Source organism: Nonomuraea sp. NPDC050556, from assembly GCF_044457355.1.
GTDB lineage: Bacteria > Actinomycetota > Actinomycetes > Streptosporangiales > Streptosporangiaceae > Nonomuraea.
Window position 1 is genome coordinate 116,608 of record NZ_JBITGU010000001.1, and the last position, 14,183, is coordinate 130,790.

Here is a 14,183-nt window from a genome sequence, read left to right on the forward strand (position 1 = left end):
CCCGGCCCGGCACGCCCCGCAAGGGCCTGAGCGTGTCAGGGAGGTTGCGTGTTTCGGGGAGCGCTGGATCTCACGACACCGGGGGAGTGTCGTCAGATCCAGCGCGTTGAGGGAGCGCGATGGCCGGGAAGGTGGCCGTGGTCAGGGGACTCGGGTGAGGCGGATGGCGTCGGCGATCACGTAGCCGGTCGCGGAGGTCCACCTGCTGACCCCCACCACGTTGCCCGTCCCGGCGTTGAGCGCGTACGTGCCGAGGACCCGCCACTGCCCCCCGCCGCTCCGCTGGTCGACGATCACCGTCTGGTTACCCCCAGCGGCAGCCACGATGTACGGCGTCGCGCTGTTGTATCCAGGATCGGCCGGATACCAGACCTCCACCCGATAGCTACCGGCAGCGGGAACCGAAGCCCGGAACCACGCGGGGTCGCTCGCCGCGACCGGGTTGGCGAACCGGTAGTCGGCCCCGTAACGCTGAGAGGAGTAACTGGACACCCCCCACGCCGCCCCCGCCTCGACCGCGTCCACGACGATCGGGCCGCCGGACCCGTCCACCGTCTTCCCCGCGCTGGGCGTGCTCTCCTGGTGGGTCCTGGTGAGCGCGGTCACGTAATACGTGCCCGACGTGGCCGTCGTGTCGGTGAACGACGTGCCCCTGGTTGTCCCGAGCAGGTTGCGCGCGTCGCTGGCCCAGCACGGGTCGTCGGCTCGGTATACGGCGTATGCCGTCCCCGACCCCTGCCAGCTGAGCGAGACCCCGCCCGACCCCGCCGTCGCCGTGGTGATCGTCGGCGCGGCAGGCGCGCTCGCCGTACCACGAGACGGAACGAAGGACGGGCGCGTGTAATGGTCGGCGGCCAGCCGCGAGAAGGACCCGATGCGGTCGGCGCGCACGTCCTTGGCGCTGAAGTAGACGTCGCCCAGCACCTCGGGATGTCGCCGGTTGTCGGTCAGGTGGTCGCTCAGCTCCGCCGGGTCCTGCCAGGCCGCGTCCTGCCCGGACGCCCCCGCCCGGTAGGCCGCCTGCCCCGCGTAGAGCTGCACGTTCGTGCCCCTGACCACGTCCGACCACCAGGCGGTGAGCACCGCGTAGTCGGCGGCGGCGAACCCGATGTGCCAGTAGAGCTGCGGGTTGATGTAGTCGATCCACCCCTGCTTGACCCAGCGCCGGCTGTCGGCGTAGATCGCGTCGTACGACTGCAGCCCCGACGTCTGCGACCCCAGCGGATCGGTGGAGGCGTTGCGCCAGATACCGAACGGGCTGATCCCGAACGCCACGTGCGCCTTGGCCGTGTGGATGCGGGCGCCGAGCTCCTGCACCAGCTTGTCGACGTTGGAGCGGCGCCAGTCGGCGATCGGCCCGGAACCGTACTGCGCATGGGCGGCCGAGTCGGGAATCGCCTGCCCGCTGACCGGATACGGGTAGAAGTAGTCGTCCAGGTGTACGCCGTCAACGTCGTAGCGGCCGACCGCGTCCATGATCGCGTCCTCGATGAAGGCGCGCACGGCGGGGATGCCCGGGTTGTAGTAGAGCTTCCCGCCATAGGCGAACCGCCAGTCCGGGTGCTGCCTGGCCGGATGCGTGGCCACCAGCTTGGTCGGATCGTCCTGGTTCGACACCCGATACGGGTTGAACCAGGCATGGAACTCCAGGTTGCGGGCGTGCGCCTCGGCGACCATGAAGGCGAGCGGGTCGTAGCCGGGGTTGCCGCCCTGGGTGCCGGTGAGCCACTGCGACCAGGGCTCGTACGTCGAGGGCCAGAACGCGTCGGCGGTCGGCCTGACCTGCACGACCACGGCGTTCATGCGCCTGGAGACCGCCAGGTCGAGCCACGAGCGGAACTCGGCCTGCTGCGCCGGGACGCTGAGCCCGGTACGGCTCGGCCAGTCGATGTTGGCGACGGAGGAGATCCACATGGCCCTGAACTGACGCTTGGGCGTCGCGGGATCCGGGGTGCATACGGCGGCGTATGCGGAAGCGACGGGAGTGACGAAGAGGGAGAGCACGAGCGCGACGACGGCCGCTAATCGGGTCACAGGCGAAAATTTTCATCTACTACCAGAGTGATGTCAATTATCGACATTTGTCATGAACCCTCTTACTCTGCAGCCACACCCCCCGTTTTCAAGGAGCGCTCATGGCACGATTAGCGGCATTCGTCGCACTCCTGCTGATCTTCGCCGGGCAACCCGCCCTCGCCGCCCGTACGGCCCCCCTCCGCGCCGCCTTCGACCAGGCGGCCGCCGCCCAGGACGTGCCCGCCGACCTGCTGGCCGCCCTGGCGTACGCGGAAACCCACCTCGACGGCCATGACGGCAAGCCCAGCGCCAGCGGCGGCTACGGCGTCATGCACCTGGTCACCAACCCCACCACGCACACGCTGGAGAAGGCAGCCGAGCTCACCGGCCTGCCCGTGGACCGGCTGCAGACCGACACCGCGGCCAACATCCTGGGCGGCGCCGCCGTACTGCGCTCCCTGGCGGACGAGCTGGGCCTCGACGAGAGCGCCAGGAAGGACGCCGGCCGCTGGTACCAGGCCGTCGCCAAGTACGGCAACGCCAGCTCGCCCGAGCTCGCCCGCCTGTACGCGGACACCGTCTACGAGCTGCTCGGCCTCGGCTTCAAGGCGCGCGGCATGAAGGTCGCGCCCCGCGAGGTCACCGCCGACCGCGGCTCGTTCGCCGCGACCCGCGACCTGCTCGCCGCCAGCCCCGACTACCCGAACGCCTCCTGGGTGGCGGCCAGCTCCAGCAACTACACCGCCTCCAGCCGTCCCTCCAGCTACGCCATCGACCGGGTCGTCATCCACGTGACCCAGGGCTCCTACGCCGGGACCATCTCCTGGTTCCAGAACCCCAGCGCCCAGGTCTCCGCGCACTACGTGGTGCGTTCCTCCGACGGCGCGATCACCCAGATGGTGCGCGAGAAGGACATCGCCTGGCACGCCGGCAACTGGACCTACAACACCAGGTCCATCGGCATCGAGCACGAGGGCTACGTCAACGACGCGTCCTGGTTCACCGACGCCATGTACCGCTCGTCGGCGGCGCTGACCAAGGCCATCTGCGACAAGTACGGCATCCCCAAGGACCGCTCGCACATCATCGGTCACTTCGAGGTGCCCGGCGCCGACCACACCGACCCGGGTCCGAACTGGAACTGGACCACCTACATGAACTACGTCACCGGTGGTGGCGGCGGCACCTGGTCGACCACGGTGGACAACTCGGGCGCGTTCACCGCGAGCGCCAACTGGGGCACCTCGGCCTACTCCGGGCAGCGCTACGGCGCCGACTACCGCTTCGCCAACCCGGTCGCGGCCAGCGACCCGGCGTGGTTCCGCGCCAACCTGCCCAGCGCGGGCACCTACCGCGTCGAGGTCTGGCACCCCGCCGACCCCGGCTACAACAGCTCGGCCCCGTACATCGTGGCCACCTCGAGCGGCAACCAGACCGTCTACGTCGACCAGCGCTCCGGCGGGGGCAGCTGGAAGAGCATCGGGAACTTCTCGCTCAACGCCGGCGACCAGAACATCGTCGGCGTGAGCAGGTGGACGGCCGGCACCGGCTACGTCATAGCCGACGCCGTCCGCCTCACCCGCCTGTAACTCCCGTGACCGGGCCGGGTGTCAGTACCCTCGGGTGTACTTGACGCCCGGTCCGATCGAGATCGGCACCCCGGCGCCGTCGACGAGGTTGCCCGCCGAGGCGACGCTCATCTTCTCGCCCTCGCCCTTCTTGAGCTGGATGCCCGTCTCCTGCTTCGTGCCGTGCCCGACGATCGTGTTGCCCGAGATCGCCGCGTGGCCCCAGCCGTAGTTGACGTTGTCCAGCGCCATGTAGACGAAGTTCACGCCGTCGGGCAGCGGGCCGGTGGCCGCGACCTTCCGCTCGACCGGCGCCCTGCGCTCCCTGAAGGCCTGCTTCAGCTCGGCGAAGCCGTTCGGCGGCGGCAGGAACTTGTGGATCCTGTTGCCGGTGATCGTGGTGGCGGCGTCACCCTGCAGGTCGCAGCGGATGCCGTAGTAGGTCTGGTCCTTGGTGCTCTCCGCGCCGAAGTCCTCGATGTAGTTGTTGCTGATGGAGGTGCCGAAGCAGCGGTGCGCGTCGATGGCGTTCTTCGGCGTCGCGTACAGGTGCAGCTCGCTCAGCGTCCAGCCGGCCGCGTTGTCCATCTGGATGGCGTTGGTGCCGTTGAACCCGATCCAGGCGCGCTGCAGCGTCCAGTCGGTGACCGAGTTGCCCGGGTCGACGACCCTGATGCCCGCCTCGGCGGAACCCTCGATGTCGACGTCGCTGATGACGCTGTTCACCATGGTGTTACGCAGCAGCGTGCCGTTCTGGGACGGGTTGCTGATGCGGATCCCGTCGGACGGGGCCCCGTAGATGTCCATGTCGTACACCCGGGCGTTCCAGGCGCGCAGCATCAGGCCCACGGTGCCGGTGTTGGCGTCGCGGTTGCCGTCGAGGGTCATCCGCTCGATGCGGATGGTGTCGTCGCTGGTCTCGGCGTTCTTCACCCAGCCTTCCGAGGCGAGCATGGCGGGCAGGTTGGCGCCGTCGGCCTGCTTGATGAAGGTGCCCATCTTCCCGTCGCCGCGATAGGTACGGCGGGGCGGGAGGCTGAGCGTGGCGGTGAGCAGGCACGGGCCCTTGAAGACGACCTCGTCGCCCTCTTTGGAGGAGTCGATCGCGGCCTGGAGCACGGCGGCGTCACCGGCGGCGTTGGTGCAGGTGGCGTCGACGCGGTTGGCGTTGGCCGGCGCGGCGAGCGTGGTGACCGCCAGGCCTGTGGCGGCCAGGACGGCGGCTGAGGCGAGCAGGGCGGTTGGTAAACGACGCATGGCGGCGTCCTTCCTGGTTCGCAGGAGACGTCCCCCGTCCCCCGAAGACCGATCCCCCTAGACCGGCGGTGATCATCCTGCCAGGGATCATGAACCGCCGCGCACTTCTCCCGATCTTCGCCAGTGCGATCCACCCAGTGACCGACCGAACACGATCTACGACCACCCAACGCCCCGCCGCCACCTCCAACATCCTTCGCTACCGAGCGCCCGACGGGGGGCTGGTCAACACCCGCGATCGGCCTCACTCGACGGTCTGTAGGACGGACGGAAACTGCCTGCGAGGGCCAGCCACAGCAGGAGCGGGGGCGGGCGGGTGGGCGGGCGGAGGGCGGGCAGGCGGGCGTGGGTGGATAGGAAGAGGAGGTGTGTGGGGGGAGGAAGGGGAGGTGGGTGTGGAAGGGGGAGGGGCAGGCGGGGTGGAGGAAAGAAAGGGCAGGCGGGTGATGGGGTGATCCGCCGTAGACTGGAGATATGCGCACTCCCGATTGATCGGCCGCCCGCACGTGCGCCCACCACCTAGTTTCCTACCCGGGAGTGTCCGTCCCACCATGATCATCGCCAGTGAGATCGAACTGCGCGCAGGCTCCCGCCTGCTCATCGAGAGTGCCTCCTTCCGCGTCAACCCCGGCGACAAGATCGGCCTCGTCGGCCGCAACGGCGCGGGCAAGACCACGCTGACCAAGGTGCTCGCCGGTGAGGGCATCCCCGCCGCCGGTACGGTCACCACCAGCGGCAGCGTCGGCTACCTCCCCCAGGACCCCAGGCAGGGCGACCTGTCCATCCTGGCCCGCGACCGCATCCTGTCCGCCCGCGGCCTCGACGAGGTCCTGCGCAAGCTGCGCGAGGCCGAGCAAGGCATGTCCAGCGCCGACCAGCGCACCAAGGACAAGGCGATCAAGCAGTACGGCAGGCTCGAAGACCAGATGCACGTCCTCGGCGGCTACGCGGCCGAGTCCGAGGCCGCCTCGATCGCCTCCAGCCTCGGCCTGCCCGACCGGGTCCTCGGACAGCCCCTGCAAACGCTTTCCGGCGGCCAGAGAAGGCGCGTGGAATTGGCGCGCATTCTCTTCTCCGGAGCGGAAACTCTCCTGCTTGACGAGCCGACAAACCACCTCGATGCAGACTCAATCGGGTGGCTTCGTGATTTTTTGCGATCACATCAGGGCGGCTTGGTGATCATCAGCCACGATGTCGACCTTCTTGAAGCGACGGTCAACAAGGTCCTGCACCTCGACGCCAACCGCACCGTGATCGACACCTACAACGTCGGCTGGAAGACCTATCTGGCCCAGCGCGAGAGCGACGAGAAGCGCAGAAAGCGCGAGCGCGCCAACGCGGAAAAGCAGGCGGGCGCGCTGTTGTCGCAGGCGGACAAGATGCGCGCCAAGGCCACCAAGGCCAAGGCCGCGCAGGACATGATGCGCCGCGCCAACCGCCTCCTGGCGGGCACCGAGGAGGAGCGCAAGGCCGACAAGGTCGCCAAGCTGCGCTTCCCCGACCCGCTGCCCTGCGGCAGGACGCCGCTCATGGCCGAGGGCCTGTCCAAGTCGTACGGCTCGCTGGAGATCTTCACTGACGTCGACGTGGCCATCGACCGAGGTCACCGCGTCGTGATCCTCGGCCTGAACGGCGCTGGCAAGACCACGCTGCTCCGGCTGCTGGCCGGAATCGAGGAGCCGGACACCGGCGAGATCAAGCCGGGACACGGCCTGAAGATCGGCTACTACGCCCAGGAGCACGAGACCCTCGACCCCGACCGCACGCTCCTGGAGAACATGCGCTCGGCCGGCGGCGAGTTCACCGACACCGAACTCCGCAAGGTGCTCGGCTCGTTCCTCTTCACCGGCGACGACTCCGACAAGCCCGCCGGCGTCCTGTCAGGTGGCGAGAAAACCCGGCTGGCACTGGCGATCCTGGTCCTTTCGAGCGCCAATGTGCTCCTGCTCGACGAGCCCACGAACAACCTCGACCCGGTCAGCCGCGAGCAGGTTCTGAGCGCGTTGAGGTCCTATTCAGGAGCAATCGTCCTGGTCACGCATGACGAGGGTGCCGTTGACGCACTTTCACCGGATAGGGTGATCTTGCTACCAGACGGAACTGAAGACACATGGAGTGCTGAATTTTCCGATCTTGTGGCACTCGCCTGATCTTAATTTGAGTGGGTACGGATCTTTTCCCATGGAGTAGGTAGCCGATCCCGCTGAAATGACTGATCATGGCGGAGTAACGCTGCGGAAGTCTGGCACTACAGGAGGTACTCGTGGCCGAGACTCTGAAGAAAGGCACCCGGGTGACCGGGGCCGACCGCGAAAAACTGGCAGGCGATCTCAAGAAGCGCTACGCCTCGGGTGAGAGCATCCGGGCGCTGGCCGCTTCGACCGGCCGGTCCTACGGGTTCATCCACCGCATCCTGAGCGAGTCCGGCGTGGCTCTGCGCGGGCGCGGTGGGGCGACCAGAGGCAAGTCCAAGCGCTGAGCCGCCTCGGAACGCGCGTCCGCAGCCGCTCGTCTCCGTTCAGTCGCAGCGTCGCGTCCGAGCCCGCCTAGAACTTCATTCTGTGGAGTGGGTAGGCTCGGGCGCGACGATTCAGCGACGGCGCAGGGGAGCGGGCAATGGCAGACGCGGTGCTTGGGGGGAGAGCGGCAGGCTTCTCCGAGACGGAGGCAGGCCTGCGCTTCGAGGTGGACGGTGAGATCGCGACGATCACGCTGGACCGGCCGGAAAAGCGCAACGCACAAACGTTCGCGACCTGGTCGGCCCTGGCCCGCATAGGTGACAACCTGCCTGAGCAGGTGAGAGTCGTCGTGGTGCAAGGTGAGGGACCGTCCTTCTCGGCAGGGATCGACCTGCGGATGTTCACGCCCGAGGGGGTGCCGGGGCAGGGCTCGTTCAGCTCGGCCGCGGCTGCCGACAACGACACGTTCGACGAGCGCATCGCGCGCGCCCAGCAGGGCTTCACGTGGTTGCGCCGGCCGGAGATCGTGTCCATCGCCGCAGTGCATGGGCACGCCATTGGCGCCGGTTTTCAGCTGGCGCTCGCCTGTGACCTGCGGATCGTCGCCGACGACGTCAGGTTCTGCATGAAAGAGCCCGCACTCGGCCTGGTGCCCGATCTGACGGGAACCAAGCCGCTGGTGGACCTGGTCGGTACGGCCAAGGCCATCGACATCTGCCTGACCGCACGGATCGTGGGCGCGGAGGAGGCGTTCCGCCTGGGTCTCGCGGAGCGGGTCGTCGCACGAACCGAGCTGGCGCAAGCCGTACAGGACAAGATCGCCGAGCTGCTCTCGACCAACAGGGACGCGGCGACGGCGACCAAGCGACTGCTCCAGGGAGCGCGCGAGCGCACCCTGGAGGAGCAGTGTGCGGCCGAGCGCAAGGAGCAGGCGGCGCGGATCAGGGCGCTGTTCGCCTCTGGCTGAGCAGGGAATGGCCGAACATCAGGCTACGCTGCACTGACCATGGCGATGATGGGAGGGGGCTTCGGCCCCCAGGCGATGCGCTCGCTGCGACGTGACGAGTCCGTCATGCAACAACGCCTGACCAAGGGCACGGTGAAGCGCATCTCCGGCTACGCCAAGCCGTTCGCCGGGCAGATCGTCGCGTTCCTGTTGCTCGTCGTGGCGGGCGCGGTCATCGTGATCGCCAACCCGCTGCTGATGAAGGCGATCATCGACAACGGCATCCTGGCCAAGGACACCGGGGTCGTGATCGGCCTGGCGGTGGCGATCGCGGTCCTCGCGCTGCTGGACGCGGGTCTGGGCCTGGCGCAGCGGTGGTTCTCCTCGCGCATCGGCGAGGGGCTGATCTACAACCTGCGCACCGAGGTGTTCGACCACGTGCAGCGCATGCCGGTGGCGTTCTTCATGCGCGCCCAGACCGGCGCGCTGGTCTCCCGGCTCAACTCCGACGTGATCGGCGCGCAGCGGGCGCTGACCAGCACCCTGTCGTCGGTGGTGTCCAACGTGGTCAGCCTGGTGCTCGTGCTCGGCGCGATGCTGGTGCTGTCGTGGCAGGTCACGCTGGTGTCGCTGGTGCTGCTGCCGATCTTCATCATCCCCGCCAAGTACGTCGGCCGCCGCATGTCGGCCTACACCCGCGAGCAGATGCAGCTCGATGCCGAGATGAGCTCGGTGATGACCGAGCGGTTCAACGTGGCGGGCGCGATGGTCGCCAAGCTGTACGGCAGGCCGGAGGAGGAGGCCGACAACTTCGGCGGCCGGGCGGCCAGGGTGCGCGACATCGGCGTGACGGTCGGCATGTACGGCATGGTGTTCCGTACGGCGCTGGGCCTGGTCGCGGCGCTGGCCACCGCGCTGGTCTACGGCATCGGCGGCGTGCTGGCCGTGCAGAACGTGTTCGAGCTGGGCACGCTGGTGGCGCTGGCCGCGCTGCTGATGCGCCTGTACGGCCCGCTGACCTCGCTGTCCAACGTGCACGTCGACGTGATGACCGCTTTGGTGAGCTTCGACCGGGTCTTCGAGGTGCTCGACCTCAAGCCCATGGTCGCCGAGAAGCCCGACGCCGTGGACGTCCCTGAAGGCCCGGTCTCGATCACCTTCGACGACGTGCGCTTCCGCTACCCGGCGGCCGAGGAGGTGTCGCTGGCCTCGCTGGAGTCGATCGCCCGCCAGGACACCGGCCAGTCGCACCCGGTGCTCAAGGGCGTCTCCTTCACCGCCCGCCCCGGCCAGCTCATCGCCCTGGTCGGACCGTCCGGCGCGGGCAAGACGACGATCACCTCGCTGGTCTCGCGGCTGTACGACGCCAACGAGGGCGCGGTGCGGATCAACGGCCTCGACGTGCGTGACGCCACGCTGGCCTCGCTGCGTGACACCGTCGGCGTGGTCATGCAGGACGCGCACCTGTTCCACGACACCATCGGCGCCAACCTGCGCTACGCCAGGCCGGACGCCACCGAGGGGGAGATCTGGGACGCGCTGCGCGCCGCGCAGATCGCCGACCTCATCGAAGGCCTGCCCGACCAGCTCGACACCGTCGTCGGCGACCGCGGCTACCGCCTGTCCGGCGGCGAGAAGCAGCGCCTGGCCCTGGCCAGACTGCTGCTGAAGGCCCCGCGCGTGGTCGTCCTCGACGAGGCCACCGCCCACCTGGACTCCGAGTCCGAGGCAGCCGTGCAGCAGGCGCTGAAGACAGCGCTGGCCGGGCGCACCTCGCTGGTCATCGCGCACCGGCTGTCCACGATCAGGGAGGCCGACGAGATCCTGGTCGTCCAGGACGGCCGCATCGCCGAACGCGGCGGCCACGACGAGCTGCTGGCCAGGGGCGAGATCTACGCCGAGCTCTACCGCACCCAGTTCAGTTCGAGTAGCCCAGGCGCGTGAGCTCCTCGCGGGCCACCTTCTCGATCATCTGCAGGTCGTCGCCCCTGAGCCTGGCCCGCCACGAGCCCACCCTCGGGGTGCGCCTGCCGTACAACGCGACCTTCGACACCCGGGTCTCCAGGAAGCTCGACAGCGCCGCGACCGCGTCGGTCGGCTTGAGCACCAGGTCCTCGTAACGCAGGGTCAGCAACTGGTCGTCGGGCAGGTCCCGCCGCAGCTGCGCGGACAGGCGGACCGCGCTGCGCCAGCGCAACGCGCACTTGCCCGCCGTCGCCATGCCCTTCCACTGGTCGCGGTGCTCGTCGCGCTTCACGCCGAGGAAGGGGTTGGGGAACTCGGTGTCCTCGGACAACATCACCGGCTTGAACCACGCCAGGCACGCGGGGTCGGCCAGCATGTCGGCGGCGACGTCGCGCCCGTCGCGGATGAGCTGGACGAACCGGGCGTCGGGGAACGCCTGCAGCAGCACGGAGGCGCTGTAGATGAGGTCGGAGCTGGCGTCGCCGAAGCGGGTCACCGTACCCGTGGAGACGCACGGGCCCTTGCCTGTGACCCCGCCCGCCTCGCGGCAGGCGTCCGCGCACTCGCCGCACGCCCCCGGCCACACCTGCCACGACTCGGCCATCGCGTCGCGCAGCACCCGCGCGGCGCCGGTGCCCTTGGTGATCGACGGGCGGCGGGCGAAGGCGTAGACGACGTGCGCCACGCACGACCTGCCCATCGTCACGTGGAACCCGGGCGAGCGTTTCAGGGCACGCGCCAGCAGGTCCGCGCCGGAGTGCGGGGCACCGAGCAAGAACACCGGCCTGCGGACCTTGATGCCGTTGACCACGAGGATGTGGGGCGGAGGTCGCATAGGTGAGGTAAGTGTGACACCGTTTGCGGCGTGAATGTGACGGTCCTGACCGGAGCCGGCATCAGCACCGACTCGGGAATTCCCGACTTCCGCGGGCCACAGGGGGTGTGGACCAAAGATCCCGCCGCCCAGCAGCTTTTCACGCTGCAGAACTACCTGGCCGACCCGGACGTGCGCCGGCGTTCCTGGATCAGCAGGAGAGAGCATCCGGCGTGGCGCGCCGAGCCCAACGAGGGCCATCGCGCGCTGGTCGAGCTGGAGCGCGCCGGGCTGCTGCGGGCGATCATCACCCAGAACATCGACGAGCTGCACCAGCGCGCGGGCAGCTCGCAGGTCATCGAGCTGCACGGCACGATCTTCCAGGTCGAGTGCGTCTCCTGCGGGCTGCGCACGCCGATGCGCGAGGTGCTCGACCGGAACCAGGACGACCCGGAGTGCCTCGACTGCGGCGGCATCCAGAAGGCGGCGACCATCTCCTTCGGCCAGTCGCTGCGTCCCGCCGTGCTGCGCGAGGCGATCTCGGCCGCCCGCGAGTGCGACCTGTTCCTGGCCGTCGGCACGTCACTGACCGTGCAGCCGGCCGCCTCGCTCTGCGCTGAGGCGCTGGACGCGGGGGCCGCCCTGGTCGTCATGAACGCCCAGGCCACGCCGTACGATGCCCACGCCGACCTGGTCATCGACCAGCCCATCGGCCAGGCACTGCCCGCGCTCGTCAAGGAGTTGATCGATGAGGCCAGGTGACACCGTCGCCGTCGTCTCCCCGTCAGGACCGCCGAACGCCGCACGGCTGCGCAACGGCGTGCGCGCGCTGGAGGCGCTGGGCCTGAAGGTGGTGCTGGGCGAGAACGTCATGGCCCGCCAGACCCTCGACTACCTGGCAGGCTCCGACGCGGCGCGCGCCGCCGACCTGCAGTCCGCGTGGTGCGACCCGGCGGTCTCCGCCGTGTTCTGCTCCAGGGGCGGGTACGGCTCGGCCAGGCTGCTCGACCTGCTGGACTTCGACGCGATGCGCGCGGCGGGGCCCAAGACGCTGATCGGCTACTCCGACGTCACCGCGCTGCACCACGTGTGGGGGACGGAGCTCGGGCTGCCCACGCTGCACGGGCCGATGCCCGCCTACGAACCGTTCTGCGACGAGCCGCGGACGTGGGAACACCTGCGTGCCGCCCTCTTCGACGACCCGCTGCCCGTGCCCGGCTCGCTGGTCCTGTCGCCCGGCCGGGCCGAGGGTGTGGTCGCCGGCGGGAACCTGTCGTTGCTGGCGTCGCTCTGCGGCACCCGCTACCAGCCGAGCTTCGCCGGAAAAATCGTGTTCTTGGAGGAAATCGGGGAGGAGCCGTACCGCGTCGACCGCATGCTGACCCAGCTCCTGCAGACCGGAGCGCTGGACGACGTGGCCGGAATCGCGCTCGGTTCGTGGGAGGAGTGCGGCGACCCGCTGCCCGTGCTCCGCGACCGGCTCGTGCCGCTCGGAGTGCCGATTCTGGCGGGGCTCCCGGTCGGTCACGGCACACCACACCTCAGTGTGTGGCTTGGGGCTCTTGGGGTTATCGATACCGAATCGTGCTCCCTATCTGGTCGGCTCCGCGACGGGGAGGGGGCACTCTAGGAGGCGCGCATAGGGACGAATCCGACAGAGGGGACATGGCGCGTGAAGTTCTTCGGGCGTGAGCCCTCACGCAGGCCGATCGAAGACGTCGATCTCGACTCCCTGCTCTCCCTGGTCGCCGACTCCCTCGGTTATACCTGCGCCTTCGCCCCCGACGGTGGTTCGCTCACCCTGGGCGGCTCGCGCGACATCCTCGTACGGCTCGCCGGGCTCCGCCGCGAGGCGGGACGCAGGGCGCGCGAGGACTGGCCGATGCTGGTTTCCGAGCACCTGGCCCACGCCGTGGCCGCAGCCGACGACCTGCTCGACGTGTGCGACCTGGACCAGGTCAAGGCTCTGCTGCGTACCCGCGTGGAGGCCGTCGACGACGTCGCCGACCTGACCCGCGTCGTCGGCCGCCACCTCAACGGCGACCTCGTCGAGCTGCTCACCGTCGGCTCCCGGCCGGTGCGGCCCGAGGAGGCCGGGTGCTGGCCGATCCCGTCCGGGCAGGCGCTGGAGCTGGCCGTCGCCAACGTGCGGCAGGACGAGAAGCTCACCGTGGAGGCCGCCGACCTGGCCGGGACGCCCGCGTGGCGGCTCAGCGGCCTGTCGCCGTCGGCCGCGACGCACCTGCGGTGGCTGGAGGCGTACCTCCCCGTGCCTTCCGACGGGGTGCTGGTCGCGCTGCCCGACCCGCAGACGCTCGTCGTGCATCCGGTGGACGGCATCGGCGTGGTGCGGGCCATCGAGCGGATGCGCATCTACGCGGTGAAGACCGAGGGGCTGAGCTCGCAGGTCTACTGGTGGCACGAGGGACGGCTGACGCTCATCAAGGCCGACCTGGTGTTGCAGGACGGCCAGACCCGCCTCGTCGTCGCCCCGCCCCCGGAGTTCGCCCAGGTCCTGGCCCGGCTGGCGGTCTAGCCCTTCTGCCTGGCGCGGAAGGCCGCCGCTTTGGTGCGGCTCTGGCAGGACGGCGAGCAGAACGTGCGCACGCCGTTGCGCGAGCCGTCCACGAACACCCGGTCGCACTGGCTCGCCTGGCACACCCCGAGCCGCCCGGCCAGCGCGCTGCCCACCGCCAGCGCCAGCGCGGTCGCGCACCCGGCGGTCCACCCCACGGCCAGCGAGTCGTCGGCGCCGTGGAAGTGCAGCTGCCACGGCTCGCCCGGCGCCCGGTCGAGCTGCGGCCTGGCCCCGGTGTCGAGCAGGAGCGCGTTCACCAGCTCCGCCGCCCTGTCGACGTCCTGTGCCTCGACGGTCTCGAACACCTGCCGCATCCTGTGCGCCGCCCGCGCGAAGTACTCGGCTTCCTCCTGCGGCACGACCCGCTCCGGGCGCGGCGGCAGCGCCGCGATGACGGCGGGGGGCAGCGCCTCGCCGCGGGGCGCGAGGTAGGGCTTACCGTGCGCCTCGCCGTCGGTGAGGGCGTTGACGATCGCGACCGTGGCGTCCAGAAGTATCGTCACGTGACTATCGAACATCACTTGACTGGTCACTCCTTCGAGTCGTAGTGTCCGTGACCAACGATATCAGTTTCGTTGGT

At 69.4% G+C, this 14,183-nt stretch carries 12 protein-coding genes; 8 read left to right on the forward strand and 4 right to left on the reverse strand.

Features of this window, described 5'->3' with window-relative positions; translation table 11 throughout:
* Positions 1-141: 141 nt before the first annotated feature.
* Complete coding sequence (locus ACIBG8_RS00615; RefSeq protein ID WP_397340287.1) at positions 142-2,034, reverse strand: family 10 glycosylhydrolase; 1,893 nt, start codon at positions 2,032-2,034, stop codon at positions 142-144.
* A gap of 101 nt (positions 2,035-2,135) precedes the next feature.
* Between ACIBG8_RS00615 and ACIBG8_RS00620 the strand changes: the two genes are divergently transcribed.
* Positions 2,136-3,605, forward strand: coding sequence for an N-acetylmuramoyl-L-alanine amidase (locus ACIBG8_RS00620; RefSeq protein ID WP_397340288.1), 1,470 nt, complete (start codon positions 2,136-2,138; stop codon positions 3,603-3,605).
* 21 nt (positions 3,606-3,626) lie between these two features.
* Here ACIBG8_RS00620 and ACIBG8_RS00625 read toward each other — a convergent pair whose 3' ends face one another.
* Positions 3,627-4,841: a right-handed parallel beta-helix repeat-containing protein gene (locus tag ACIBG8_RS00625; protein ID WP_397340289.1), complete on the reverse strand. Its 1,215-nt coding sequence runs from the start codon at positions 4,839-4,841 to the stop codon at positions 3,627-3,629.
* 551 nt (positions 4,842-5,392) lie between these two features.
* Between ACIBG8_RS00625 and ACIBG8_RS00630 the strand changes: the two genes are divergently transcribed.
* The 4 genes from ACIBG8_RS00630 (at position 5,393) to ACIBG8_RS00645 (ending at position 10,190) form a co-directional block, all read left to right on the forward strand.
* Positions 5,393-6,991, forward strand: a complete 1,599-nt coding sequence (locus ACIBG8_RS00630; protein ID WP_397340290.1) for an ABC-F family ATP-binding cassette domain-containing protein — start codon at positions 5,393-5,395, stop codon at positions 6,989-6,991.
* A gap of 113 nt (positions 6,992-7,104) precedes the next feature.
* Positions 7,105-7,320, forward strand: a complete 216-nt coding sequence (locus ACIBG8_RS00635; protein ID WP_397340291.1) for a helix-turn-helix domain-containing protein — start codon at positions 7,105-7,107, stop codon at positions 7,318-7,320.
* 137 nt (positions 7,321-7,457) lie between these two features.
* Complete coding sequence (locus ACIBG8_RS00640; RefSeq protein WP_397340292.1) at positions 7,458-8,267, forward strand: enoyl-CoA hydratase/isomerase family protein; 810 nt, start codon at positions 7,458-7,460, stop codon at positions 8,265-8,267.
* Positions 8,268-8,306: 39 nt separating this feature from the next.
* Positions 8,307-10,190, forward strand: a complete 1,884-nt coding sequence (locus ACIBG8_RS00645) for an ABC transporter ATP-binding protein (protein ID WP_397340293.1) — start codon at positions 8,307-8,309, stop codon at positions 10,188-10,190.
* Here ACIBG8_RS00645 and ACIBG8_RS00650 read toward each other — a convergent pair.
* A complete protein-coding gene (locus ACIBG8_RS00650) occupies positions 10,165-11,046 on the reverse strand; it encodes a sulfotransferase family protein (RefSeq protein ID WP_397340295.1) in 882 nt (293 codons plus the stop codon). The two genes, ACIBG8_RS00645 and ACIBG8_RS00650, sit on opposite strands and share 26 nt — an antisense overlap.
* 30 nt (positions 11,047-11,076) lie before the next feature.
* Here ACIBG8_RS00650 and ACIBG8_RS00655 point away from each other — a divergent pair, with 30 nt between their 5' ends.
* The 3 genes from ACIBG8_RS00655 to ACIBG8_RS00665 are packed head-to-tail and all read left to right on the forward strand — an operon-like array spanning position 11,077 to position 13,561.
* Positions 11,077-11,787 carry an SIR2 family NAD-dependent protein deacylase gene (locus ACIBG8_RS00655; protein ID WP_397340296.1) on the forward strand — a complete coding sequence of 237 codons (711 nt, stop codon included), beginning with the start codon at positions 11,077-11,079 and terminating at the stop codon, positions 11,785-11,787.
* Positions 11,774-12,655, forward strand: a complete 882-nt coding sequence (locus ACIBG8_RS00660) for an LD-carboxypeptidase (RefSeq protein WP_397340297.1) — start codon at positions 11,774-11,776, stop codon at positions 12,653-12,655. Before ACIBG8_RS00655 ends, ACIBG8_RS00660 begins: the two co-directional genes overlap by 14 nt.
* Before the next feature lie 42 nt (positions 12,656-12,697).
* Positions 12,698-13,561 (forward strand): hypothetical protein, encoded by an 864-nt coding sequence (locus ACIBG8_RS00665; RefSeq protein ID WP_397340298.1) that lies wholly within the window; start codon positions 12,698-12,700, stop codon positions 13,559-13,561.
* Here ACIBG8_RS00665 and ACIBG8_RS00670 read toward each other — a convergent pair.
* Positions 13,558-14,106, reverse strand: coding sequence for a CGNR zinc finger domain-containing protein (locus ACIBG8_RS00670; protein ID WP_397340299.1), 549 nt, complete (start codon positions 14,104-14,106; stop codon positions 13,558-13,560). The genes ACIBG8_RS00665 and ACIBG8_RS00670 overlap by 4 nt on opposite strands.
* Between the last annotated feature and the right edge of the window lie 77 nt (positions 14,107-14,183).